We start from the raw sequence: 26,704 nt of genomic DNA, 5'->3' as shown, positions 1-26,704 counted from the left end.
CCTTTCAAGGATTACGAATGTTCTGTAAGCGGCAGTATCGGAATCGCCATATTCCCCCAGAACACCGTTTCGGCAGAACAATTGGTTACCTTGGCGGACCAGGCCATGTATAAAGCCAAATCACTGGGAAAAGATCAGTATTATTTTTCCGAGGCTACCCCTGTGGAAATGTCCGACGGGAACAAAAGGTAATGGCTTAGAGCATGACAAGTGGAAACAGCATACCGTATCATGACGCCTTCTTTGCCCACCAGCCTGTTTTTGATGGGTACCAGCGTGTATGGTGTTATGAAATATATTTCGTTGACAGTAACCACAGTGGCAGCACGCTTTTTGCGAGCGAGGAAAGCCTAAAGACCTCCATGGAGGTTCTGGCAAATATAGGGTTGTGCCCGGATAAACTGTTGAAGGGGACCAAGGTCATTATCAATTTCACAGAACATGCGATTGAGGAGAAACTTCCCTATTCGCTTCATTCGCAGGCGGCCATTGTCCAGGTAAAGGACTCACCGCGATTCTCTCGTGCATTTCTAAAAGAACTTGCAGCGATGAAGCGTGCCGGCTTTAGCCTTTCCATTGATGATTTCAAGGCATACCCGAACAATTTTGAAGCGTATGGTCTCGCAGATATTGCCACTATCAACGCAAAGGATAATGATGAGATGCAGATCCGGCAGAAAATGCAGGCGTTTGCAGAGCTGCCGATCACCTTTCTTGCCAAGAAAATCGAGACCCCCAGGCAATTCCAGCAGTTGAAGGAACTGGGCTTTGGTCTTTTTCAGGGGTATTTTTTCAAAAGGCCCAAGACGGAGAAGGTGCGAAAGGTGTCTTCAAATGAAAGGGTTCGGTTTGAACTGATGGAGCAACTCTGTGCCAAGGATCTTGACTTTGACACCCTGTCTTCTCTCATCACCAGGGACGTCTCGCTCAGTATGCGGCTGATCAACATGCTGAATAGTCCGATTTATGGCCTGGTCTCCAGGATCGGCTCCTTAAAGCAGGCCCTGGTCTATTTGGGCATCAGCCAGTTAAAGCAATGGCTCAGGGTAATCCTGCTCACCGATCTTGAGCAACCGGACACGACGAAAGAGTTGATGAGGATATCGCTGCAGCGGGCCAAGTTCCTGGAAACCATCAGCTGTTTCTCAGGCTGGCATGAAGAGGACAATCGTCTGTTTCTCGTGGGATTGTTTTCTTTGCTTGATGCGATACTCCAGGTCCCGATGGTAGCCATCGTCGACTGCCTTGCAGCGCTTGAAGATGAGATAAAACAGACGTTGTTGAAAGAAGAGACTAAACTCTCAAGCTGGCTGCAGCTGGTTGACAGTTTCGAGAATTCCGACTGGGACAAAGCGGGCATTCTCGCGGCCGGTCTCCATCTCGATTCGTATCAGATTATGGACAGCTACACCATGTCGCTTGAGTGGGCGAATAAGGCGTTAGCAGGCAGCTTGAGGTAATGTAATCGTTTTTGGAGTGATCAGTCGAAAGGCAAAACTTGAAATGAAGTTAGATTGCAAAGGCTCGTGGTCCACTGAGGTATGTTGAATAACCCGGATACTAATGTTAAGAAAGTCCAAAGAGTAGAGTTGTCCGTTTTGCTCAACTTACCCCAAAAGCTTCACCACATAAGCTTAAGTACGAGCTGACGGAAAAGCGTATTTGCACAAGATTCCGACGGCGTGGTTTTCAAGATGTTGGCATTTCGTGCGGAAGATATCCAGTTCTCGCTGGATGACCTCGGAGCCGGCTACTCGTCATTAAGCTATTTGAAGCTCCTGCCTTTGGAACAGATAAAGATTGACCAATCCTTTGTTCGGGATTTGCTGACTAATGTGGATGACGCAACAATTGCTAAGACCATTATTAATCTTACACGGGATTTTGGTATGAATGCGATCGCAGAAGGTGCGGAAACAGAAGCGCAGCAAAGACTTCTGGAAAATCTGGGCTGCCATACGTATCAGAGCTATCTGTATGCCCGACCAGCCTATCAGAATCCAGTCATGATTAAGGTTAGTACAGGCAGTCTTAATCAGCATTTGGCTACCAGGATTTTAGATGTTTCCTGAAATGGTGGGCGGTCAACATCCGCTACGGGCTGCACGGAAATTAGTTATCAGGGTACCTGCAATAGAGCCCCCACATGTAGCTGGAACCGAAAAGCAAAACCGGTCTGAACAGATAACGTCTAATTTCTAAAAGTAGATGTTTTCATTCGAACAATTGGGGGCTGCGGCAATACGCTGCTTCCCCCTTTTTGCCCATATTTTCAAGATATATGACGTCGGTTCTCATTCCTGTGTATCCCTGAACAACTCCCGCCCTATGAGCATTCTGCGGATCTCGCTCGTTCCGGCTCCAATCTCATACAGTTTGGCATCGCGCAGCAAGCGCCCCGTCGGGAACTCGTTGATATAGCCATAGCCGCCGAGGCACTGGATTGCCTCAAGCGCCATCGCAGTTGCCCGCTCCGCTACGTAGAGGATGACAGCTGCTGCATCCTTCCTGATATTGCCGCCCAGATCGGCGGCCCTCGCCGCTGTATATACATACGACCTGCTGGCGTTCCAGCTAGCATACATATCGGCGAGTTTTCCCTGCATCAGCTCAAATTCCCCTATTGCCCGACCGAACTGACGTCGTTCGTGGATATAGGGTAGAACCACATCCATGCATGCGGCCATGATGCCCAATGGTCCGCCGGCAAGAACAAGACGCTCAAAATCAAGACCGCTCATCAGGACTTCAACACCCTTGTCCAGTTCTCCGAGAATATTTGCCGCCGGCACCTCGCAATTATCGAATACCAATTCACACGTTTGCGAGCCGCGCATGCCGAGCTTATCAAGTTTCGGACTGGTGGAAAAACCCGGCATATGCTTTTCCACCAGAAATGCGGTGATGCCTTTGTGATTCTTTTCCGGAGAAGTCTTTGCATAAACCACGAGAATATCGGCTATCGGGCCGTTGGTGATCCACATTTTGGTGCCATTGAGGATATAGGAAGCTCCCTCCCGTGTTGCTTTCAACCGCATGCCGACGACATCGGAACCTGCCCCAGCCTCACTCATGGCCAGGGCACCGACATGCTCACCGCTGATCAGTTTCGGCAGGTAGCGCTGTTTCTGCTCCTCGGATCCATTTCTTTTGATCTGATTTACGCAAAGATTGGAATGCGCTCCGTAGGACAGGCCGACCGAAGCCGAGCCCCGGCTGATCTCTTCCATGGCAATAACATGTTCAAGATAGCCCATCTCTGCGCCACCATACTGTTCGGCTACGGTAATCCCCAAAAGCCCCATCTCCCCCATTTTCTGCCACAGAACCCTGGGAAACTCGTCTTTTCGATCAATTTCAGCAGCAAGGGGAGCAATTTCATCACGCACGAATCCGTTCACGGATTCCCGTAGCAGATTGGCAGTATCTCCCAGGTTAAAATCCAATTGTGGAAAAGTTTTCATAGTAAATCCTCGTTGCAAAGAATTGTGTCATTCTCGAGCTGATATCGGTTACCTTTTCGTACAATTGCATTGAAGACAGGCTCGCATCCCCAACAGGCTCACGTCAGCAAACTGGTAATGGGTAATGATTGCCGGTTAATGTTTCAGTTCCTGGATGTCTGCAAAAAACTCCAACGCCTCAGGATTTTTCAGCGCATCCTTGTTTTTCACTTCTTCTCCGCGGATCATCTTCTGCACCGCCAGTTCAACTTTCTTCATATTGAGCGTATATGGCACATCTGGAACGGCGATTATCTTACCCGGGACATGGCGGGGCGAAGCATGTCTCCGGATTGCCATCCTGATCCGGTCTTTCAGTTCAGCAGTAAGCTCTTTGCCAGGCTTCATCTTGACGAAGAGAACTATCCGGGTGTCATTCTGCCATTCCTGACCAACAACAACACTATCATCCACGTCCTCTACCTGTTCCATGACCCGGTAAATTTCGGCTGTTCCGATTCGCACCCCTCCGGGGTTAAGTGTTGCATCTGACCGGCCGTAAATGATGACGCCGCCTCGCTCCGTCACCTCAATGAAGTCGCCATGGGTCCATACCCCAGGAAACACGTCAAAATAGGCCGAATGATATTTTTTCCAGTCTTTGTCATCCCAGAAATAGATAGGCATGGAGGGAAAAGGTGCCGTGCAGACCAGTTCACCTTTTTGGCCGACGACAGGTGAGCCGTTCTCATCATAGGCAAAGACTTTCATGCCCAGTCCCCGGCACTGTAATTCGCCCTCATAGACCGGCCCCATTGGGTTGCCCAGGGCGAAACAACCGTTCAGATCAGAACCGCCGGAGATCGAGGCAAGCTGTAGATCAGCCTTGACTTCACTATAGATGAAATGAAAATCTTCGCGGGAAAGCGGGGAGCCGGTGGACAACATCGTTTTCAGTGAAGCCAGGGCAAACTGCCTGCGTGGCTTTACGCCCATACTTTTCAACGCGGCAATATACCCGGCACTTGTTCCGAAGATCGATATGTTCTCCTCTTCAGCCATTCTCCACAAGGCATCGGGAGCCGGATGAAAGGGATTGCCGTCATACAGCATGAGCGTCGCCCCGGCAGCAAGCGAGGTGGTCAACCAATTCCACATCATCCAGCCGCAGGTAGTGAAGTAAAAAATGGTATCTTCACGTTTCAGGTCGGTATGGAGCACCAGCTCCTTCAACTGGTGAAGCAACACGCCGCCAGCGCTCTGTACCATGCATTTCGGCAGCCCAGTCGTCCCAGAGCTGTACATGATATAGAGCGGATGGCCAAAAGGAAGCTGGACAAACTCCATCTCGCGTGCATCGTTTCTGCTGAAATCATCAAAAATCACCGCATGAGGAAGAGCGGAAACATCGGGATATTCCCCAACATACGGCACCACGACAATTTTCTCCAGCGAGGGAATCTCCTGAACGATACCTGCAATTTTTTCCAGTGAATCAATCGATTTGCCCTTGAAGAAATAACCATCTGCAGTGAAAAGCACTTTGGGTTTTGTCTGGCCGAACCTGTCCAGCACACCCTTGATCCCGAAATCGGGCGAGCATGAAGACCAGACAGCGCCGAGGCTTGTCGCGGCCAACATGGCAATAATCGACTCCGGCATGTTTGGCATGAAACCGACAACCCTATCACCCGACACGACACCCGAATGACGAAGCGCCAATGCAGTTCTGGCGACTGCCGTATACAGTTCGTCATACGTGAGCGTTCTGCGAATACGATCCTCTCCTCTGAAAATAATGGCTATCCTTTTATCCCTGAAGCGCAGCAGATTTTCAGCGAAGTTCAGCCTGCTTCCGGCAAACCAGGTAGCGCCAGGCATCCGGGTTGAATCGTCAATGACCGCCGTGTACCCCACCGAAGCCCTGACCCCGGTGAACTCCCAGACCTCGGCCCAGAACGCTTCAAGTTCTGTTACCGACCATTGGTAGAGATCGTCATAGTCGGCAAAGGAGGTGCCATGCCGCAGATTCACCTGCTGCATGAATCGATACATGTTGGATTGTCTTATCCGTTGCTCCGATGGCTTCCAAAGGGGTTCTGTCATTGGTCCACCTCGTTATTGAAAGAGTTGTTCCAAACACCAGCAGGTTCACTCTATGGCCAGGTTCCTTTTCGCCATTTCCCTGAGCTTGTACTTCTGGATCTTGCCGCTGGCCGTCGTAGGATATGTATCAACAAAAAAGATATATTTCGGTATCTTATGAAACGATATCTTGTCCTTGCAGAATGCCGAGATCTCCTTGTCCGTTGCCACCTGTCCGATTTTCAGCTGGATGAAAGCGGCAACTTCCTCACCGTATTTCTCGCTGGGAATGCCCACAACCTGAACATCCTTGATCTTCGGGAAGGTATAGAGAAACTCCTCGATCTCGCGCGGGTAGATGTTTTCTCCGCCGCGGATGATCATATCCTTGATACGGCCCGTTATCTTGCAGTAGCCGTTTTCATCCATCACGGCCAGGTCGCCGGTATGCAGCCACTTGTCGCTGTCGATCGTTTTTGCAGTCGCATCCGGCATCTTGTAATAGCCTTTCATCACGTGATAACCCCTGGTGCAGAGCTCACCCTGTTCACCAAAAGGCAACTCCCGGTTATCAACCGGATCGACGATTTTCACTTCGACATTGGGTAACGCCTTGCCTACTGTGGTGGTCTTCAGCTCCAGGGAATCGTGATCCCTGGTCTGGGTGATACCGGGAGAAGCTTCGGTCTGGCCGTAAACGATAGTCATCTCGTTTGCCCCCATATCCTTGATCACCCGTTTCATTACCTCAACAGGGCATGTTGAGCCGGCCATAACCCCGGTGCGTAACGATGAGACGTCGTATGTGTTCTTATCCATCTCCTCAAACTCGGCGATAAACATCGTCGGCACACCAAGAAGGGCATTGCATCTTGATGCCTCGACAGTCTTCAGCGTATTGCGCGGGGTAAACGAAACCACCGGGGCCATAGTCGTTCCGGACACCATGCAGCACAGCGTGCCGATAACACAGCCGAAACAATGGAAAAACGGTACAGGTATGCACATGGCATCATCAGGTGTCAGCTTCATGCATTCCGCCATGCTCATGGCGTTACCGATGAGGTTTGTGTGGGAAAGCATGACCCCCTTGGGAAAACCGGTGGTTCCGGAAGTGTACTGCATGTTTATTACGTCATCGGGCTTCAGCGAGTCGAGACGGGCTTTCAGCTCTTCGTCCGACACCCGCTTGCCCATCTCCAACACCTCATCCCAATTGAACATACCTGCCATCTTCTCTTTGCCGAGATAGATGATATTCTTTAAAAATGGCAATTTTTTACAATTGATCTTCCCTGGTTCACTGTCGCGGATCATCGGACATACATCATTGAGCACCTTGATATATTCGTCCGGTTCCCTCACGCCACCCGTAAGTATGAGGGTCGTGGTATCAGATTGCTGCAGCAGGTACTCAAGTTCATTGCTGCGATAGCTGGTATTAACGGTTACAAGTACTGCCCCCATCCGGGCGCTGCCATATTGGGTATAGACCCACTCCGGGAGATTGTTGGCCCAGATGGCAACCTTGTCACCTTCTTGAATACCAAGGGCCATCAGGCCCTTGGCCACCTCATCGAACTTCTCCCGCAATTGTCTGAAATTCTGTTTAATCCCGAGTTCATGGTATTCCAGGCCTATGTTGTCTCCGAGATTTTCTGCCAGAATATCCACAAGATTACCGATTGTTGCACTGCCTACTCTGATGTCGGGCCTGTTCATCCGATCCTCCTGAAGAAAGAAGTGGTAGTGAGTTGCAATGTATGTTGACGGTAAAAGCCCTGACAGGTGGACATCCCCCCTGCCATCCGGTCCCGTCAGGGCATGGAACAACACCAGAATATTGTGTAATTCTCAGGTTGAAGGTGTCGGCTAGAAGCTAAATCCTTCAGGAAGTTGATCTTCACGGGTGCCTTCAGGTACCCACGACAGGTCAAGAATTGTAAATGTCGGCCCACTCGTCCTGAAGATCGGCACCACGCGCATCTGCATGTCGGGTTCACCAATGCTGAGGTAGCTCATCAGGATAGTCGCCACACCATCGAACTCGATATTTATGAACTTGATCGGTGTGTCGAGCATATTGAACGCACCGGATCGTTCACAGACCATGAAGGTGTGTACCCTTGCCGTTTTCCTCGCGACATCGGTAAGGTCTATAACCGTATTTTTGGCAAGGCAATCCGGGCAGTGGATCCGGAAAGGTATGTATACCGACCCTTTGGACTCACACTCGAACTGATCACAGCGGGTGGCCAGCAATTTGCCTTTGCTCAGCGATTCGAAGAAAACTGCCTCCCCGCCATAGGAATGCATATAGGTCATATCCCGCGGGTTGGTAACACCGAGCAGCTTGAAACCGGAATCGGCATCCCGAATCGGGGTGCAGGGAGTCAGATGATGAAAATCGCCCTTCAGTTTGTATTTATTATCTTTCACAAAGACCTGTCCGAACATGCTCATAGTCGTCTCCTTTAGGCATCTTTCCTGATCAAGTGGTCTGGGTCCATGAGAATGGTTGCCGTTACATGGGATCCTACACCGGCGTGGCTGATTGCCATCCCCCGTTTTGCGCCTTTTACCTGCAGGTTCGTCCAATCTTTTGGCTTTTCACGATTGAATTTCTTCCAGAGCTTTTCCTCGCCATGCATCTCTTCCCACCGGTTCCAGAGATGACAGGCAACCTCAAAGGTCTGCATAATCCCGGTGGCCCCTACCGAATGCATGCAGCCGATCAACCCGCCGGACAGGTTGGATGGTAGCTTCCCAGGTTTTCCGGTATGTGGATTGGTATGATAGCAATCCCCCGATTCAACATAATCCCGCCCATATCCATAAGGCCGGATACCGACATCCTCATAGGTCTGAACATCGCTGATAGTAAAGGCGTCGTGCAGCTCAATCACATCAAGGTCATCAGTGGGATCGGTGATGCCTGTCATGCCGTAGCCATAATAGGCGGCCATTCTGGCTGCGAGAAATCCGGTAAAACCTGGATACCTGTCACCGCCAGGGAAACGGTCGCCAAGATCTCGATATTGATCTGCTTTTTCGTTAGGCAACAGGGGGATATCCATATCCCTGCGGTCAGCAGGACGAAGGGTATGGGAACCTGCCGAGACAAAGATCCGTAATGGTTTGTTTTTCGAGTTGCTGGTGAGGGCAACAGCGGTCTTTTCATCACAGAGGATGGCACACGCAGCGCCGACACTCATCAGGCAGCAGTCAAGAGCCCGCAGGGGATAGGCGACGACCGGAGACTTGAGGACATCGTCGACAGTTATCTTCATCGGTGCCTGGGCAAAAGGATTGAACCTGGCATAGCCATGATGTTTCACAGAGATTTCTGCCAGCGTTTTTCTAAAGGACTCTTCCGACTTGCCGAAAATCTGCCAGTAGCGCTGGGCCATAACCGCATAATACCCGGTATAGATATGGCCAAGCGGTGACTCCCAATCCTTGTCCGCGGCGCAAGAGATGAGAAAATTTCCCTCATCAGTGGGGACCTCATCCATCCTCTCCCAGCCCATGACCAGCACACAATCCGAGTACCCTGAGGCTACAGCTTTCACGCCTTCCCATAGGGTAGATCCACCAGTGGCTCCTCCTGTTTTCACGCCGACATTGCCGAGCGGGTCCAATCCCAGCCGGTCATGAATCACCGATTCGCCCAAAAGCTGATCGCCAAAATGATCAGCGAAATGACCATAATAACAACTGTGGATATACCGTTTCAGGTCTGCCGGGGACATATTGAGTAACTCTGCGGCCATCACAAACGATTCGATACAGAGTTCTTCTGTGCGTTTGTCCGGAAAGGCACGGTCAAACTTGGACTGTCCAGCCGATACCAGATAGACTGGCTTCTGCAGCTGAGGAATTTTCAACTGTTGTTTGCTGAATGTGATCATACCTCGGTCTCCTTGATGGTTAAGATTGCCGGTCCCGCCAGAAACATCTTCAACCGACCGTTCGGCTTTGTAACCCGCTGAATCAGCCTGTTTATCATCCAGGCATTTTGGCTTTTCGCACTTCCGTCAAGATTGAGGTCCTCGCCTGTTCAACTACATCTGCATCCCAAGGCCTCCGTATTTCACATCTCTCCTGCTTACTGGTAATTTCGCACCGATACGGCTCATCACCTGGTTACTGATCTCCATATAGATATCAGAGTGTTCCCACCCAGAGAACAAAACTCATTATGCTGCTTTTGTTGGTTATCGCCTGGCTGGCGGGATTGGACCGGAAATGCACCGAGTCCCCCTCAGCAAGCACGTATTTTTTATCACTCAGCATCAGCTCAACCTCACCTTTGAGTACACAGAGCACCTCCTGCCCCTGCTTGATATCTTTTCTTACCGGAATGGATTTTCCGGGGGCGAGAACCAGAATTGCCGAGTCAATAATTGTCCGTTCTTCCGGTGGAAAAAAACGCCGGGTTACAAAACCGGTGTGAGACAGATCAATATCTTCCCACTCCGATTTTCTCATAAGGATAATTTGCTGTTGTTGGCTTGCCTGAGTTATGAGATCTCCGGGATTTACATCGATGGCCTTGCAGATCCTCATGAGGGTGTCTACCGACGGTGAATTCACATCATTTTCAACCTGGCTGAGAAAACCTTCTGAAATCGAGGCTTTTTCAGCCACAGCCTTGAGCGTCAATCTGCGTTCCTTTCTTGCCTTCCTGATCAACGGACCAATATTCATGCAACCTCACACATGTAGAATAAGATCTAGGAAAAACCTCCCCTGACCATCGTATATCTTTTGCATTAGTTAATATTATCCTATGCTGAATTTTCAGTATGAGTCAAGAATAACAAACGCATTGAGTAAAAAAACTCTGATGCAAACAAAACGTATGTATTTTTCCTACAGAGCAGAATCACGTGCCGTACAACGGCGCAGGTAATGTGATTGACGGTATCCCAGAAGACAATACCATTGCAAAGTTATTTATTTCATTCTATCCATCCGCAAGACAGGAGGTAGACATGAAAACGAAACGGTTCAACGAAGAGCAGATCATGAGAATATTGGAACAGGCGCAAGCCGGCATGAAAATCGCCGATCTTTGTGGTAGGCATCACATCAGTGACGCTATTTATATAACTGACGCTCGAAGTATGATGCCAAGATGGACGATACGCAACAGTATCGTGCAAAATCAAGTTGAAGGTATGCGCTGCCAACCTTAAAGGTTCGAAAAATGGTCAGGATAAGGTGTTTCCTGACAGGGTAGGACAGGCTAAATCTAGAGAATTGATAAGAAATGGAGTAACTACGACCTAAAGTTTACCCAAGAAAGGTCTAGGGAATGCCAGTAGGCAATGTCACTAATCATGATCACCTGATGTTCTGTAAGAGTTATAGATAAGGTTTGGTCTCAGACTGATTGTATGTTGCTAGGTTTTGAGGACAGTACAATTTCCTAGATACAATTGTAGTCTCGAGTGAAGAATTGGAGCAAATTTTTTAGGACTGGAAGTGGTCGTATTGGCTTGCGAGCCTGGGATGGCTTCTGCTTTGACGAAAAGTATATATTAGAAAAAGAGATGAGAGCCTGGCGTGTTATCTTGTTTGACGGCATTTCCTAGGCGCAAAAAGGGATTTTGAAAATAGCTCCGGCACACACTGGGGACTACCAGCAGATTAAGCAGCCCCCAGTGTGGAAAGCATGGTTGTTTCAGCTGATCTTTTTATTGGATTTTACACGAGAAGCTCGAGGCATCTTCAACGTCCCCATCCCCCTTATATACGGGAACAGCCGGATAAACACACAGAGGTCTCGACCGATCCGGAGCCCAAGTAGCTGGCACTTCCGGATTACCATCCCCGCGTGCTTTTGCAATAACCGCCGTTGGCCTAACACCTTTTTCCACCCACTGCACCAAAGCATCGACCAGATCATACTGATCGCATGCGGGACCGCCTCGACTGTGATTCATGCCCGGCACTAAAAAGAGGCGAGCAAAATCGGTGGTGTGTTTCTTGTAATGGGCGGTCAATGCTTCATACCATTTCACCGTGTCAGCAGCAGAAAAAACCGGATCACCAGTTCCATGCACAACGATCATTTTACCTTTTGTAGCATGCAGTTTCTTCATGAGCAGATCAGGAGGGGTCATGAAGGACATAGCTGACTCGGCATATATTTCATTCGTGGCATAGATCTTTGGAGCATCCCTGTCCACATCGAAGCCAGTGCCATTCCAGTTGAGGGCGAAATCAAGCAGGGTAGTACCAGTTCCGTCTAACACCACAGGATCCTTGGGAGGTGTCATAAAAACAAAACCTACTGCCAACGGATCGCGGCTATTTGTCGAGTTAGCGAACTTCCAGGTGCGCCAGCCGGCGGAACGGATGCCTGGATCCCAGAAAAAATTACTGTAGAGATGTTTACCTGAGCTGTCTTGCGCTCCGTTATGGACGCGAGCCAGCACCGCTTTTTGACCATAGGTAAGGCAACCTTCTCTGCTTTCGCCTTCACAGGTGGGAATATCCGTCTGAATGGAAAACTGCTCCTGGCAGCTTACCGGATCGCCTACCATGTCGTCCCCTACCCCGTCAAGCGCATCGCATTTGGCGAGAATTGCATCGGAAACCATGGCGGTATCCTCGGGTGAAAAACTTGACGAGATATCGGGACGTCCATTGGAGCCGTTATCGGCAATGGTTGCATATTGCTGCACCCCCCATAGCTGGGCGACTGCTGCTTTTGGCAGGTTAAAGCCAGGGGCACTTGCAAGAAATCCATCATATTCCTCTGCCAGCCATGAGGCGGCAACCATGGTATGACGGCCACCATTGGAAGTCCCCACCATATAGGACCTGGCTGGGACTCTGCCATAATAGGTTTTGATAAGGTTCTTGGCCATGGGTGTCAATTCAGCCACTGCGTTATAACCATAATCCAGACGTGCCTGGGGATCGATACCGAAAAGCCCACCGCCGATGAGCGAACCTCGAACCATACTGTGGCCGGCATCGGAGCTTATGACGGCAAAACCCTTCAGCAACCCGTTGCTCGTTGGTCCGCCACCAAGGATATCACCGAAAGCATCAACAATCCTGCCATCTACACCGCCATTGGCCTGGTAAAAGAAACGCCCCTGCCATTTTGTAGGCAGACGCATTTGAAAACCGATCGCATAGTTTTGGCCGTCGACAGGGCTAACCCGTTCATTCATTTTTCCCGTTACAATGCAGTGTTCGGGCATTGGTCCTATCCCGGCAACCTCTACCGAACGCTCTGCCGCCAGCTCGGTCGTCGTGATTGTCGTATTTGGATAGCGAAAAGCATCTGCAAGGTCCTGGCATTCTATGACAGGAGTCCTTTCAGTTGGAACATTATGCTGTTTGGCGTTAACTCCTACGGCAACCATGGAACCGGCTAACATGCTTACAACAAGAAAAACAGTTCGTTTCATGTTCTCTCCTTTATAAGTTTCGCATCTCACCTACGCCTCTTGCTCAGCCAACCTACTACTTTATAAAACGAATATGTTTTGAGATTTCCTCAACTATCGGCCCCTTTTTATCGTTGAAATCAGCTTTGTTTTTGTCAAAAAGGTTATTGCCCTTGGCATCAATAGAGATAATCAGCGGCCCAAACTCCTTGACCCGGCAGACCCACAAAGCCTCGGGCATACCCAAGTCAAGCCATTCGACTCTTTCAATCTGCTCAACCCGACTGGCTGCGAGCACGGCACAGCCGCCCGGAAAAACAGCATGGACCGCCTTGTGAGCGGCACATCCTTCAACTGTTTCCGGTCCCATACCTCCCTTGCCGATAATGAGTTTCACACCGGTCTGCTTGATAAACTCTTTTTCATGGACTTCCATTCGCATGCTGGTGGTTGGACCAATTGAGACCATTTGCCAGCTTTCACCATCTTTGGCAACAATCGGACCGGCATGAAGAATGGCCATGCCTTCAAGATCAACCGGTAGTTTCATCCCAAGATCAATAAGTCGCCGATGTGCCATGTCACGACACGTAATAAGGTAACCGTCAAGAAAGACGATATCGCCGATGTCTAACTGTTCGATATCTTTGCTGGCAATCGGAGTTTGCAGGATTTTTTTCACAATATCACCCCCTTGTGGGATAGTATCTCATAGCTCATGTCTTTGTTGATATGAATAGTACCGCGACGGTGGGCCCAGCAACCGACCGATACAGCGACACTGATAGTCGATGGGTGCCTTGCAGCTTTTTCAATATGCACGCCCATTACTGAATTTGTGCCGCTCAGTCCCTGGGGTCCGATACCGATCTCATTCAGTCCTTTTTCGATAAGGATTTCCATGTCGGATCCACGCGGATCTGGATTCCGTGAGCCGATGGGCCGAAACAGGGCTTTTTTGGAAAGGTTCGCGGCAACCTCAATCGAGCCGCCAATTCCTATTCCTACCAGCAGCGGCGGACAGGCATTGACGCCATACGAGGTCATGACATCGAAGACAAACTGGGTCACGCCTTCATAGCCGGCCGCAGGCATAAGGGTCTTGCCTTGTCCCGGCAGACTACAGCCGCCACCGGCCATATAGACTTCAACGGTGATGCCGGAGTCATTGGGGACAATATCCCAATCAATCCAGGGGATACGGTCGCCAGTGTTGTTTCCGGTATTCTTCTCGAGAAAAATCTCCACTGCGTTATGGCGCAAAGGAGCCTCCTGAGTCGCTCTACGAACGGCTTCATCAAGAATCGGCCGGATATCGGACAACAAGGGGAAATCAGCGCCTGCCTTCAGGAAAAACTGGATCACGCCGGTGTCCTGACAACAGGGCCGATTCAATTCATCCGCCTTTTTGAGGTTCTCAAACATCGAATCATATACCACCTTTGCCAATGGACTATTCTCGGTAGCACGCAGCCGTCCGAGCGTTTCCATGATGTCGTCGGGAAGGTGTTTTCCGATATAATTGGTAAATTTCGCCATGATATCGGTCATGATAGCTACTGCTTGATCATGGTGCATATATTACTCCTTATTGACCAGGTTATCTGTTGGGTATCAATCGTTGGAACTTTACCAACATCTCATCATTTCAATGCCTTGAGTGTTAAAAAGACGCACCTCATACCTGCAGCATTTTCGGCAGCTTCAACGAAAAGCGTTCGAAAGCTGTCAGCCAGATAAGCAGGCTGGCAATCCTGGCGAAAAACAGGAGGCAATCGCGGCTCAGGTGTCACTTCATATCGATGTCAGGTAATTTTCGTCTTCATCATCACGTGTGTTTCAAGACGGCACGGAGCCAGCAAGCTTCTTGATCCTCCGGCAAACAGCTTCGGTAACTTCCATGGTGTTGGCATGACCGCCTATGTCTGCCGTAGTCGTGCCAGCGGCTAAGGTATCGGCCAGAGCTCGCATAACCAAGTCCCCGCAATCCTGATAGCCAAGATGATCAAACATCATAGCCCCGCACCAGATCTGCCCCATTGGGTTAGCAATTCCCTTGCCCGCAATATCAGGAGCAGATCCATGAACAGGTTCGAACATAGAAGGGTACGCTCTGGTTGGATTGATATTTGCGGATGGCGCAATGCCAATGCTCCCGGCAATGGCAGGTCCGAGATCGGTAAGGATATCCCCAAACAGATTGCTAGCAACGACAACATCAAATTCATCGGGATGAGTAACAAAACGGGCGCATAACGCATCGATATGATACTGATTATTCTCAATTTCCGGATACTCACTGCTTATTTCGGCAAATATCTCATCCCAAAAAGGCATGGTATAGTTAATGCCGTTTGATTTCGTTGCCGAGCTCACTTTCTTCCGGCCGTTTTTTATAGCGAGTTCAAATGCATACCTGACTACCCGTTCAACACCAGCACGAGTGAATACTGTGTTCTGGACGACGACCTCCTCATTGGTTCCCTGGTACAAACGTCCACCCATGTTTGAGTATTCACCTTCGTTATTTTCGCGCACCACAAGAAAATCGATATCTCCGGGATAGCGATTGGCAAGTGGCGTCTGCACCCCCGCCATTAGCTTGACAGGTCGAAGATTCACATACTGTCTGAACGTTCTCCGGATAGGCAGCAGCAGCCCCCAGAGTGAAACATGATCAGGCACTCCGGGAAAACCTACAGCACCCAGGTAGATCGCATCGCAGGGGCGCAGGATATCCAGTCCGTTGTCCGGCATCATCTGCCCGTGTTGCTTGTAATATTCGCAGCTCCAATCTATATCAAGATATTCAAAGGTTACACCGCCATGCACTTCACAGGCAGTGTCGAGAACTTTGCGGCCAGCTGCAACAGTCTCTTTGCCGATACCATCACCGGGTATGGATGCGATTTGTAATTGTTTCAAAATACTACCTCCTGGAATGCCGAGACATCATCCCACATGACTGTCAGTTGAATATATTTCCCTTCGGGAGCGGAACCTTGAGCCCATATTCAAAAACCAGGATCAACACCCCGACCATTGCTACCCCAACCAACGCACTCTCAATAAATCCACGGACAGAATTCCGCCGATCATTCAAAAACCAGGAAATACTCGTGAAACCAATAATTCCAGTTGTCATAAAACCCACATAGCGCAGCAAGACCGCCCATGTAAACAGGATGCCCCCGACAACAGCCATATCAAACCAATGGCCACCTGTTGATTTTCCATTGTCGTCTTCACCATCTTTGACGGCACGCCATGGAGTCCATGTCAGCAAAATCGTTATTGCCACCAAGGCAACCAGGCAACCTATCCAGATGTCGGGGAAAATACCGCCAAAGGGGGTGGTGAAATCACGTTGTACCCAGAGGGAAACAACAAAAATGAGCATAAAAGCAGAGCCTAAAAGATCACGCATCATGGCATTCATAATCAGTCTCTTTTCTCTGTTAAGTTGGTTTTAACATTTCCGACAGCAGCAGGTTTTGTCAGCATCCCCTTGAATTTGCCAAAATATGGCCAGAGGAAAGAGAAGGCAGACATGGCTATCAGGATCCATGAAAGTGGATTGACAAACAAGGTCGTATAGGGCCAGGAATACCCCTGTCCCATGAGATACGACTGTACCAGTCCTTCTTCCATGATGGGGCCGAGAATAAGTCCCAGGACAATGGGTGCACCATGAAACCCAAGATACCGCAACGCAAATCCAACCAACCCAAAGGCCAGCATCAGAATAACGTCAGTGTAGTTGCTGCGGATTGCATAAGAACCGATGATGGTGAGAATACCGATTCCGGGGACAAGGAACTTCGGAGGCAAGGTTCCCACAAAACGACTGAGGAGCCGGCCTCCATAAATTCCGACAGGAATCATAACTATGGCTGAGAGTCCGAGCGCGAGCATAAAGGTATAAGTAATGTCAGCTCGTTCAGCAAAGAGTTCTGGACCGGGGCGCAAGCCCTGCATCATGAGAACGCCGTAGATAATTGCATCAGGCGGAGCACCGGGAATGCCGAGGGTTACCAGAGGAATCATACCGCCGCCGACAACAGCGTTGTTGGCGGATTCAGTGGCAACCACCCCTTCAATATTGCCTTTACCAAAAGTTTCCGGCTCTTTAGAAGCTCTTTTAGCTTCATTGTAAGCGACAAGATTGGCGATATTACCTCCCGCTCCCGGTAGAATACCGATCACTGTTCCAATAATCGATGATCTGATAAGATTGACGGGTTTAGAGAAAATCTTGCGTGTTGTTTCCCAAAGGACACCGCTTCTACGGCGATACTCAATGGCTTGATGATTTTTTACGCCTTTAAACACCATACTTAACAGTTCAGGAACGCAAAACAGGCCAATCAGGATGACAATCAGGTTGAAACCGCCCTGCATACTTGGACTGCCAAAGGTGAAACGGACATCACCGCCAATGGGAGCGATTCCAACCGTCGAGATCAGGACGCCAAAGGCCGCTCCGGTCATTCCTTTCAGAAAAGATCCTTTCGCCAAGCTTGAAATTATTGTCAAGCCGAAGATTCCTACCCAGAAATACTCTGCAGGGCCAAACTTAAGGGCCAGCTGTGCCAAGGGGGGACTCAGGAAAATCAGGGCTACGACGCCGACAACACCACCAAAGGCCGACCCGACGGTAGCGGAAACGATTGCCTCTTCGCCCCTTCCAGATTTGGCCAGCGGATAGCCGTCAAACGTCGTGCCTATGGAGCTCGGGGTGCCTGGTGTATTGATCAGGATGGCACTGAAACATCCACCATAGATGCAGCCCATATAAATAGCACCAAGTGCGACAAGACCAGCTACCGGGCTCATGGTATAGGTAAATGGAACCAGCAATGCAACCGCCATGGTTGCAGTTAGTCCTGGCAGAGAACCGACTACCATACCGGCAACTGTTCCGAACAACACCAGCATCAGGTTTTCAAATGTTATCACATGGGTCAAACCCAATAGAATATGCTCTAACAAATTGTTTCTCCTTCCCAAAACGTATTTTTTGTAGGGGCTATCCGTGTCATAGCCCCTACAAAAGGACCAACAACATTTAAGGATTATTTTTTCAACAGGCCCATTTCACCGAGAAGCACAGTGTACTCTGCCACTTTCTGCTTGATGAGGGCTGCCGATGCGTCAGGTCCCAGGAATTCGGATTTGAAACCGTTCTCTTTCATTTTCTGCATGACATCCGGTTCTTTCATAACTTTCTCAAAGGCATCAGCCAGATATTTGACAGTTTCATCTGCCGTTGCCGGGGGAGCAGCGGCTCCACGATACGCCCCTTCTACGATATCGTAACCGAGCTCTTTGAAGGTCGGAACATCAGGCAGAACTTCCATTCTTTCTTCTGACATGATTGCCAGTGCCCTGAATTTGTCCTTATACTGAATTGCCATGGTTGAATACGTCATGAGTGAACCAACATGACCACCCAGCAGTGCTGGCGTTGCCGCACCAGAGCCGGTAAAGGGGATATAGGTCATTTTGATGTCGGCAGCTTTGTTTAAGAGGAGAACACCCATCTCATTGGCAGAACTGCTACCGCTACCGCCTGCTGTAACTACGCCTGGGTTTTCTTTCGCAAAGTCAACAAGATCTTTGAGCGTTTTGAAGGGGCTGTCGTTACGGACAACCAAAATGTTCGGGGTACTCTGGAAAAAGTAAACCGGTTTGAGGTCCTCAGTCTTGTAACCGGCATTACCGCGGGTAAGAGGCTGCAGGACGATATGCGGCAGGTTAAATCCTGCAACAGTGTATCCATCAGGCTTGCTGGTAACAAGTTCCGACCAGCCAACGGACCCGCCACCTCCAACTTTATATGAAATAACGATCCCTTCAGGAAAATATTTTTTTAGTGGACCTTCCTGAATTCATGCAGTGATGTCCGTTTCACCTCCTGGGTTGAAACAAAGGATGTAATTCAGTGGCTCACTCGGATACTTTTCCGCCATTGCCGAAAGCGGGAGAATTCCTGCAACAAAGAACAACGTCAAGACCGCAGCAATTTTGAATCCTTTCATTCCTTTTCCTCCTAGACAGGGTTGGTTTTTTGAACCGCATCAAAAAACATTTACGCATTTTAGCCGTCAACCGACGCCTGAACACCGAATTGCGACTATCGTTCAGGAACACAAATGCCTTTTTCTGAATCATCATTACCAACAGTGCTATATTTGTGCCAAAATAAAATAACATGTAAATATCGATACTTGCAAATAATGAGTTGATAGAAAACAGATTTTGTTGCACAATTGTTTCAAACCGTCTCATTAAGTTGCAAAAGGAGTCTTTTATGTCGATAATCGGTTGTATTCTCCCTGACACATCTCTCGAGGAACAAACCCGGCGAGCGTTTGAGGCCAAGCATCAAGATATCCGTATCGAAATCGGCCTGATGAATGAAGGTGTCAGTCAGGCGGCAAAACTTTTTCAGGAAGGTGTTGAGATCTTCATTAGCCGGGGCAGAACTGCGTTCATGATCAGAAATGCCAACCCCGAATACTCGGTGGTCGATATCCCCTTTACTGTCCTCGATATTTTCCAGACCATCGAAAGAGCTAAATTACATGGAAAGAGCATCGGAGTCGTTGCCTTCTCCTCCATGATATCGGGGCTCAACCATTATGGCACAATGCCTGGCACATCTCTTCGGTTTTACCCCATGGAGAGTGAAAACGAGGTTGAGCCAAAGGTTCTTGCAGCTATCGAGGATAATGTCGACATCATTGTCGGAGGAGCGATTACCGGTAAAGTTGCCAATAAGTATAGAGTCCCCTTTGCCGTCATAGAGAATAGCCTTGAAAGCATGCAACAGGCCGCACAGGAAGCAAAAAATATCGCTTTGGCCAAACAGCGGGAAAAAACCAAAGGAAATCTTTTTCGAGTTGTTCTGGATTACGCATACGACGGTATTATTTCAGTAAATGCAAAAGGGTTGATTACAATATTCAACCCTGTTGCAGAGAGGGTCACGCAGACCAGTGCTACCACGGCCATAGGACGTCATATCCAGGAAATTTGGTCAGACCTCGAGCTTCACAAGATACTCAACTCAGGCAAAGCTGATTTAGCCCAACTGCTGAATATCAACAACGAGCAGGTAGTCTGTAACAAGATCCCAATCCGTGTGAACGATAAGGTCGTTGGAGCGGTGATTAACTTCCAGGATGTGACAAAACTGCAGCAGATGGAAGCCAAGGTAAGAAGACGCCTTTTCGCTTCCGGTCATGTTGCGAATTTCTGCTTTGATAATATTATCGGAACAAGTGCCCAGTTGCAGAAGACCGTCACCTTGGCCAAAGATTTCGCCCTTACCGATTCCTCAATCCTCATCCTGGGAGAAACAGGAACGGGCAAGGAGGTCTTTGCCCAGAGTATCCATAATGGTAGTCGCCGCCATAACGGCCCTTTTGTGGCATTGAATTGTGCCGCCCTGCCTGAACAGATTCTGGAAAGCGAACTGTTCGGTTATGTGGGGGGAGCTTTCACCGGCGCCAGCCAGAAAGGGAAGGCAGGCCTCTTTGAGATCGCCCATGGTGGGACACTTTTCCTGGATGAGATTGCCGAAATGAAATACATGACCCAGGGAAAACTGTTACGGGTCTTGCAGGAAAAGCAGGTGATGCGTCTTGGCAGCGACAGGGTGACACCGGTTGACGTCAGGATCATAGCCGCTACCAACAAGCCTCTCAAGAGCCTTGTTGTCGAAAATGAGTTTCGAGCAGATCTGTATTATCGACTGAATGTTTTGCAACTTAAACTTTTCCCCCTGCGCGAACGCCTTGAAGATGTGGCAGCTCTTGCCTGTTATTTCCTTAACACACATGCTGCCAGAATGAATCGCAAATTGGAATTTTCCAATAAAGCCATGAAAGAATTGGCAATGTATAATTGGCCCGGAAATATCCGAGAACTTCAAAACATCATTGAGCGCATCCTGGCAACAATGAAAGGCAGAAAAATCAGCCCTGAGATTGTTAAACAGCATCTTGAAGATAAACATGAGAGCGAAATCCACGTCAAATTGCGTAATGATGAGATGGAAGATATAAGGCAGGCAATGATTCTAAGCCGTGGCAAGCATTCTGAAGCTGCAAAAATACTGGGCATCAGCCGATCAACCCTGTGGCGTAAGCTTAAACGGATGACAATTTAAAGAATTGCGGCAGGATGTTTTCATTCACCTCCTGCATAACTTGACTGGCCTGGGAGATGTTGTTGGCGATCTCGCTGGTGGCTGTGTCTGTTCCACAATTACCGTGGCGATGGTGCCAACGATATCGTTTACCCCGCGATGATCTCGGAAATTTCCGTTATAGTTTGAGTGACTATGCCTATCTTTTCTGCCGCTTCACCCAATGCGTTCATTTTCTCTGATGTACTCTGAGACGGCTGGACGGCTTCATTTGACACGAATCTGGCCTTTTCGGTATTAGCCGAGATCTGGTTGATGGTCGCGCTCATCTCTTCCACTACTGATGCGACCATATTGGCATTGGTTGTCGACTCTTCCATTGCCGCTGCAACAGTGTTCAGATTGGTACTCATCTCCTCGGCAGACGCGTTTACGTTCATTGCTCTCTCGGAACCACCTTCGGTGTTGTCAAGAAGGTCTTTGGAAATGTGGGTGAGCTGCTGTAGGTCGCGGTCGGCTTCGATGAGGAAATCAATGGTCGGAAGGCGGACATTAAAATATCGAGGAGGTTGGCCTGGATTTAGTTCGCATGTTTCTTAAAAAAACTCATACATTGTCAGCTATTACAGTCATGATGTTAACTTTCCAGGTTGATCCATGCTTTGCCTAGGATCCTAGTACAGCGTGCCATTTTTATGCTATAATAAGCGTGATATCGTAGTCAAATTTGTGTTGTAGTTATTTCTGAAAGAGGTTCGGAATGTTTTGTAATCGAAGGACATTTTTGAAAAATTGCTGCCTGCCGTTGACTACAGAACCATCCGACATGGTTGTGTATATCGTTTGTCTACCCGGTATCCTGATGGGATTACGATCAGCAGAATCCCTGTGATCTCTTCTTTATTATGGCCGATAGCGTTATGTCAGCGTCCAATATTGTCACAGTGCTTGAGGCGTTCTGGCTGGTGGGATCTCTTCAACTTTCTTGAACATTCAGCTAACGGTGCATGAGTAAGGGAGGTGGGGAAACAAATTCCTTGTCCGGAATCGGTGCTGCACAAGAATCCATAATTAACAATGTGTTACACGAAAAATATGCAATAACTTGCTCGTTTAAAAATTCTTCTTAATACCTTTCCTTTTTCGTGCCGTGGAGGATTTCGTTTGGTGAGTCATCTGACCAAGGTCGTTACAGTCACAGCCGTGATCATAGTCGGCATCGTTCTGTTTTTCCAGGCATGGGTGCTCAACGAATCGCGCCAACGCACCCTCCAGTTGATAGAGACCCGAGCGGCGAACCGGGCGCAGTCAACTGCCGATCGCATAGCTGCAGTATTTTCGCGGTTTGATAGCGGATTGCTTGCAATTCGCGATGTTATCTCGGCAGAGGAGATTATCAATGGCCCTTCTCCGGCCACTCGGGAGCGTGAGGCGGAAATGCGCACTCTGCTAAAACATTGGCAAGATCGGATGCCCAAGGTTGAGCGTGTTCACGTCGCCTCGGCCGAGGGCCAATTTGTCTATTCGAATTTGGATTCAGTACCTACGCAAACAATCTACGACCGCCCTTACTTCCAGGAGCAACGCCAGGCACAAGACGACCTGTTTCGCTTATCTGAGACGTATTTCTCACGAGTTGCACATGAATGGGGGCTATTGGTGTCCCGTCGGATCCAAACCACCGACGGAAGATTCGCCGGGATCGTTATATTTACGATTTCTGCCGAATCATTGAAGTCCGAGATGACAGCTGTCGACCAGTCGCAGTGGTTCTTCGTCGCTTTCGATAAAAACCGCATGATGGTAGCGAGTAATCCAATGAACGCAGAGTGGCTTGGGAAGACCTTCGATGACCAGCTTGTGTCCGATGGGCTTCAAAATGGGCGGGCTTCAATGGTTGGCCAAGCATTCGGAATGGAACCTGCTCGAATTTGGAGTGCATGCCAAGTGGGTAAATTACCGTTGTTGATGGTTGCGGGCTTCTTGGAACCTTTGGCGCTCACTCAGTGGTGGCGTGACGTGAAGCTTCACCTTTTCGTAGCAGCATTGCTTGTGGCAGGTTGCACTATGATGCTCATTGTTCAGCGACGAAACGATTTAGCAGCCCAAAACATTCGCAGCCTTCATGAAAGAATGAGGCTGGCAACCAACTCTGCCAAGCTCGGTGTCTGGGAATTGGAAAGAAATACAAACCACGTCGTTTGCGATGAAACAACCGCCAAGCTGATGCAGCTTCCTCCAGATGTTTTCAGCTTTACAACCGAGCAGTGGCTGGCGAATGTACTCCAGGAGGACAGATTACATCTGCATAAAGTTATATGCCAGGCCGGATCCGGGTTTCTCGAAGAGAGAGTTCGCATCACGCTGGCAAGGAATATAATTCGTCACCTTAAGTTGAGCGGGCTCGTTCAGGGGAACAACAATAGTAAAACAATTAAGGTTGTTGGCGTCATGCGGGACGTAACCGAAGACGAGCTTATGACACATCGATTGCAAGTGAGCGAAGAGTACTTCCGCACATTATTTGACGCCGTTCCCCACGCGATAGCCGTTATTGAGGGGGGCGTCGTCGTTGACTCGAATCATCCCTATCGAGAAATGTTCGAAATAGAAGCCAGTGAGACGCGACCACCTTGGTTGATGGCCGCAGAGCGCCAGGCGAATGGCGACGAGTCTGAAGAGGCTGGAAGGCGCCTTTATGAAGGCGCTTTAAGTGGCGTTCCTCAAGAAACTAACTGGTACTGTCAACGTGTTGATGGCACCATGTTCGAAGCTGAACTTCGCGCCAGATTGTTTCCTCACGAAGGTCGTAAGCTCGTTGTTGTGACTGTTCGGGATCTGACCGAACAGCGAGCGATGGAAAACGCACTGCACCAATCCCAGAAACTGGACGCCTTAGGTCAGTTGGCAGGCGGAGTAGCCCACGATTTCAACAACATGTTGTCGGCAATTCTCGGTTCGGCTGAGCTTCTATCGCCGGAATATCCCGTAGAACTACAGAAAGGATTGCGCGACACAATCATATCTGCTGCTGGACGAGCGGCAAAGCTGACCTCAAAACTTCTTTCCTTTGCGCGAAAGGGTAAATACTTGTCGACTCCCGTCGACGTCCACGAAATCGTGAAAGAGACGATCGCTCTACTTGAAAGGACCATCGACCGGCGAATCATGCTCTCAATGGATTTGGGTGCAACGCAATCGAGAGTGGTTGGAGACCCATCGCAGCTGCAAAGCGCCCTACTTAATCTCGGGGTCAATGCACGCGATGCAATGCCTTCTGGCGGGTCTCTCATAATTTCAACACGAAACGTCGTTCTTGAAGATGACCAATGTACTCTTGGGGGTTTTGCGGTAATCCCCGGTGACTACGTGCATATTACTGTCACTGACACCGGTGAGGGGATCGCACCAGAAGTCATACAGAATGTATTCGAGCCGTTTTTCACGACCAAGGAAGTTGGCAAGGGGACGGGGCTCGGCCTTGCTGCCGTATTTGGCACAATGGCTTCGCATCACGGTGCAGTGACCGTCGATAGCGAGATTGGCAAAGGAAGCAGATTCAGCCTCTACCTGCCAGTGGTCTCTGCAGAACAAGCCTCGACTCAATCGGAGCCTGAACCATTGATCAGCGGATCGGGACTGGTGCTGGTCATAGACGATGAGGAGTTAGTGCTTGTCTCAACGGTGATGCAGCTTGAGTCCCTCGGATATACGACAATTGCACTGGGTGAGCCTGAGAAGGCAGCTGAGCTCTTTTTGGCCAACCAAGCGGAACTCGTGGCCGTTTTAGTAGACATGGTAATGCCCAAATTTATGGGATTGGAAATAGCTGAGCAGCTACGCAAAGTCAATCCGAACGTGCCAATTGTACTGATGAGCGGCTTTCCACGGACTGCACAGCTAGACCAATGGTTAGGCAGGACAATAGATGGATTTTTGCAAAAACCTTTCAACCAGGTGGAACTCGGTAAGCTGTTGTCTCAGGTACGTGCACGTTTCACAGAGAGCGACCTATGAAACCAGTATTCCAAGGGAATTATCTCAAATCACAAGAACAAAAGATTTGAAAGTAGCCTGGACCATTGTCCTGTTTATCCAGTTCCGTCCCCTGATAAAAACTGGTCTCAGCTCAATAAATACTGAGCTCAGTAAAACAGACATATTAGCTGACAATCTAAGGTTTGGAATACAGTATGCCAGCTAAAATGTTTACTGAAATCATGGGATCGGTCAATAACCTATTCTAGCATAAGCCTGTTCCGGGTGTTCATGGTTCGAAAGATGATCTCATCGACAGTTTCCTTGTCGACGATATTCCACTGGATCGCCGGGGGACGCTTGAAGATTTTTCTGATCACAGATGTGTTGCAGGAATTGGCAAGTGCGGGGTGGCCGGTGTTGATAATGAAGTTGTACAAAGATGCGAGTACCGAGTATCTGTTCCTTTTGGTCGCCTGTTTGTTGTTTTTCGTCAGAGAGAGCAGAAATTCGAGGTCTTCTTCCTCGGATATACTGACGAGATCACGTTTGCCAAATCGAACAGTGAAACGGTTGAGGACAAACTCACATGTCTTGACGGTATTTTTTTTGGAGTTGGTCCGATGATACTGCAGATGGAAATCGACTGCCTTGGATAATTTCATGTTACACCTCCTGGGTTGGGGATGTTGGAGCAATATGCCCTAACTGAAGTATACACCTTGATGTGAAATGGCTCAGGAAATCTCCATCAGACTTCGAAACTAGGCGTTTCGAGTTGGAAATACAAATCTTCAATTTGAGACCGCCCAAGAAGGTTGTGGTATTTTCACTTGCCTTACAACATTCGCGGGAGCCTATTTAGAATATCCCCGCAGGTTAATGAACACCTCTTTAATAGCTAAAACTGAACATGAGTTTTTGCCCAAAAATTTTCATCCAGCTCAATAAAGATGCTGTAGATGACATCTTGAGACCTCGCATAGAAGCGTAGGATTGTAATTTCCCCACAACGTATTTACAGCCTACATCGGCGTAAAAATGTTGGCCGAATAACACCAAGAACATGTTTTCTTTTGTTAAAATTCTATACCGGCTCTTGCCGGAAGAGGGCCATGGGTATAAAAGGCAAAAAATATCTCCTCTAGCTGTTTGGATGTTTTCTTCTTGATTGAGGCCAGTCGTGCGGCCAACACCGGTTGCGGGGTACGAGATTTGCGTCCTCATTTCTGTACACAGAACCCTGCTAACACCGGCATGGCTTTTGTTTGTTTTTGCATGTGCATGTATAGAATTTTTAACCAATGAGCCTCTTGCAAAAAGACGTGCAATAACAGAATCAGGGAGTATTTTGATTTAACACGCTGAAATAATAGAGCTTCATGGCATTTCCTGGTATAGTTTTGTATCCAGCAAAACCAATCCAAGGAGAATGCCATGAAGCTCATAGACACGATATCATGGTTGATGGGACGTGTCCAAGGAAGTCTATTTCCTCATCTAAACCAATGCTTGCCAACACCGTTAACTGAACAGGAGGAACGATTGGTATCAATTCTGGAACTTGTCCAGGTTGAACGATATGTACCGAAAAATATAACCAATTATCGTTATCCGGGGCGAAAGCCTCT

The 26,704-nt window shown here is 48.8% G+C and carries 23 protein-coding genes; 7 read left to right on the top strand and 16 right to left on the bottom strand.

Going from position 1 to position 26,704, the window contains the following annotated elements:
* The 3 genes from BUF15_RS24340 to BUF15_RS24330 form a co-directional block, all read left to right on the top strand.
* The coding region (locus tag BUF15_RS24340) for a diguanylate cyclase domain-containing protein (protein WP_143170870.1) at positions 1 to 192 on the top strand (192 nt) is incomplete at its 5' end.
* An 11-nt stretch (positions 193 to 203) separates the two neighbouring features.
* Positions 204 to 1,460: an EAL and HDOD domain-containing protein gene (locus tag BUF15_RS24335; protein ID WP_073616691.1), complete on the top strand. Its 1,257-nt coding sequence runs from the start codon at positions 204 to 206 to the stop codon at positions 1,458 to 1,460.
* Between the two features lie 234 nt (positions 1,461 to 1,694).
* A complete protein-coding gene (locus tag BUF15_RS24330) occupies positions 1,695 to 2,072 on the top strand; it encodes an EAL domain-containing protein (RefSeq protein ID WP_143170869.1) in 378 nt (125 codons plus the stop codon).
* A 222-nt stretch (positions 2,073 to 2,294) separates the two neighbouring features.
* Here the strand turns inward: BUF15_RS24330 and BUF15_RS24325 are convergent, their stop codons facing one another.
* The 6 genes from BUF15_RS24325 to BUF15_RS24300 form a co-directional block, all read right to left on the bottom strand.
* Positions 2,295 to 3,464, bottom strand: coding sequence for an isovaleryl-CoA dehydrogenase (locus BUF15_RS24325; protein ID WP_073616687.1), 1,170 nt, complete (start codon positions 3,462 to 3,464; stop codon positions 2,295 to 2,297).
* A gap of 135 nt (positions 3,465 to 3,599) precedes the next feature.
* A complete protein-coding gene (locus tag BUF15_RS24320) occupies positions 3,600 to 5,549 on the bottom strand; it encodes an acetoacetate--CoA ligase (RefSeq protein WP_073616685.1) in 1,950 nt (649 codons plus the stop codon).
* 45 nt (positions 5,550 to 5,594) lie between these two features.
* Complete coding sequence (locus BUF15_RS24315; protein WP_073616683.1) at positions 5,595 to 7,250, bottom strand: AMP-binding protein; 1,656 nt, start codon at positions 7,248 to 7,250, stop codon at positions 5,595 to 5,597.
* Between the two features lie 150 nt (positions 7,251 to 7,400).
* On the bottom strand, positions 7,401 to 7,991 hold the full coding sequence (locus tag BUF15_RS24310; protein ID WP_073616681.1) for a Zn-ribbon domain-containing OB-fold protein: 591 nt from the start codon (positions 7,989 to 7,991) through the stop codon (positions 7,401 to 7,403).
* An 11-nt stretch (positions 7,992 to 8,002) separates the two neighbouring features.
* Entirely contained in the window at positions 8,003 to 9,439 is a 1,437-nt protein-coding gene (locus BUF15_RS24305) for a thiolase domain-containing protein (RefSeq protein ID WP_073616679.1), read from the bottom strand.
* A 256-nt stretch (positions 9,440 to 9,695) separates the two neighbouring features.
* Positions 9,696 to 10,238, bottom strand: a complete 543-nt coding sequence (locus tag BUF15_RS24300) for a helix-turn-helix domain-containing protein (RefSeq protein ID WP_073616677.1) — start codon at positions 10,236 to 10,238, stop codon at positions 9,696 to 9,698.
* Positions 10,239 to 10,420: 182 nt separating this feature from the next.
* Between BUF15_RS24300 and BUF15_RS28520 the strand changes: the two genes are divergently transcribed.
* Positions 10,421 to 10,729 (top strand): transposase, encoded by a 309-nt coding sequence (locus tag BUF15_RS28520; RefSeq protein ID WP_143170868.1) that lies wholly within the window; start codon positions 10,421 to 10,423, stop codon positions 10,727 to 10,729.
* Between the two features lie 501 nt (positions 10,730 to 11,230).
* On the opposite strand, the gene BUF15_RS24290 is transcribed toward BUF15_RS28520, so the two are convergent.
* The 8 genes from BUF15_RS24290 to BUF15_RS27250 all read right to left on the bottom strand — a co-directional run bounded on the left by BUF15_RS24290 (position 11,231) and on the right by BUF15_RS27250 (position 18,981).
* Entirely contained in the window at positions 11,231 to 12,961 is a 1,731-nt protein-coding gene (locus tag BUF15_RS24290) for a tannase/feruloyl esterase family alpha/beta hydrolase (RefSeq protein ID WP_073616673.1), read from the bottom strand.
* Positions 12,962 to 13,016: 55 nt separating this feature from the next.
* Positions 13,017 to 13,622 carry a L(+)-tartrate dehydratase subunit beta gene (gene ttdB / locus BUF15_RS24285; protein ID WP_073616671.1) on the bottom strand — a complete coding sequence of 202 codons (606 nt, stop codon included), beginning with the start codon at positions 13,620 to 13,622 and terminating at the stop codon, positions 13,017 to 13,019.
* A complete protein-coding gene (ttdA, locus tag BUF15_RS24280; RefSeq protein ID WP_073616669.1) occupies positions 13,619 to 14,518 on the bottom strand; it encodes a L(+)-tartrate dehydratase subunit alpha in 900 nt (299 codons plus the stop codon). Before ttdA ends, ttdB begins: the two co-directional genes overlap by 4 nt.
* Positions 14,519 to 14,779: 261 nt before the next feature.
* Entirely contained in the window at positions 14,780 to 15,865 is a 1,086-nt protein-coding gene (locus BUF15_RS24275; protein WP_073616667.1) for a tartrate dehydrogenase, read from the bottom strand.
* Between the two features lie 43 nt (positions 15,866 to 15,908).
* Entirely contained in the window at positions 15,909 to 16,379 is a 471-nt protein-coding gene (locus BUF15_RS24270; RefSeq protein WP_073616665.1) for a tripartite tricarboxylate transporter TctB family protein, read from the bottom strand.
* Between the two features lie 2 nt (positions 16,380 to 16,381).
* The gene (locus BUF15_RS24265; RefSeq protein WP_200802474.1) at positions 16,382 to 17,932 is read right to left on the bottom strand and encodes a tripartite tricarboxylate transporter permease; all 1,551 of its coding nucleotides are present in this window, start codon (positions 17,930 to 17,932) and stop codon (positions 16,382 to 16,384) included.
* Between the two features lie 83 nt (positions 17,933 to 18,015).
* The gene (locus BUF15_RS24260; protein WP_143170867.1) at positions 18,016 to 18,831 is read right to left on the bottom strand and encodes a tripartite tricarboxylate transporter substrate binding protein; all 816 of its coding nucleotides are present in this window, start codon (positions 18,829 to 18,831) and stop codon (positions 18,016 to 18,018) included.
* Positions 18,832 to 18,981, bottom strand: coding sequence for a hypothetical protein (locus BUF15_RS27250; RefSeq protein ID WP_159441376.1), 150 nt, complete (start codon positions 18,979 to 18,981; stop codon positions 18,832 to 18,834).
* Between the two features lie 272 nt (positions 18,982 to 19,253).
* Between BUF15_RS27250 and BUF15_RS24255 the strand changes: the two genes are divergently transcribed.
* Positions 19,254 to 21,116: a sigma 54-interacting transcriptional regulator gene (locus BUF15_RS24255; protein WP_073616663.1), complete on the top strand. Its 1,863-nt coding sequence runs from the start codon at positions 19,254 to 19,256 to the stop codon at positions 21,114 to 21,116.
* Positions 21,117 to 21,244: 128 nt separating this feature from the next.
* On the opposite strand, the gene BUF15_RS24250 is transcribed toward BUF15_RS24255, so the two are convergent.
* Positions 21,245 to 21,535: a hypothetical protein gene (locus BUF15_RS24250; RefSeq protein WP_073616661.1), complete on the bottom strand. Its 291-nt coding sequence runs from the start codon at positions 21,533 to 21,535 to the stop codon at positions 21,245 to 21,247.
* A gap of 727 nt (positions 21,536 to 22,262) precedes the next feature.
* Between BUF15_RS24250 and BUF15_RS24245 the strand changes: the two genes are divergently transcribed.
* The gene (locus BUF15_RS24245) at positions 22,263 to 25,112 is read left to right on the top strand and encodes an ATP-binding protein (protein WP_234981264.1); all 2,850 of its coding nucleotides are present in this window, start codon (positions 22,263 to 22,265) and stop codon (positions 25,110 to 25,112) included.
* Between the two features lie 221 nt (positions 25,113 to 25,333).
* Here BUF15_RS24245 and BUF15_RS24240 read toward each other — a convergent pair whose 3' ends face one another.
* Positions 25,334 to 25,738: a hypothetical protein gene (locus BUF15_RS24240; protein WP_073616657.1), complete on the bottom strand. Its 405-nt coding sequence runs from the start codon at positions 25,736 to 25,738 to the stop codon at positions 25,334 to 25,336.
* Positions 25,739 to 26,510: 772 nt separating this feature from the next.
* Here BUF15_RS24240 and BUF15_RS27905 point away from each other — a divergent pair.
* Positions 26,511 to 26,704: hypothetical protein (locus BUF15_RS27905; RefSeq protein ID WP_234981263.1), on the top strand; the 194-nt coding region annotated here is incomplete at its 3' end.

This window comes from Desulfopila aestuarii DSM 18488 (genome assembly GCF_900143695.1).
GTDB lineage: Bacteria > Desulfobacterota > Desulfobulbia > Desulfobulbales > Desulfocapsaceae > Desulfopila > Desulfopila aestuarii.
This window is presented reverse-complemented; position numbering and strand designations above follow the sequence as displayed.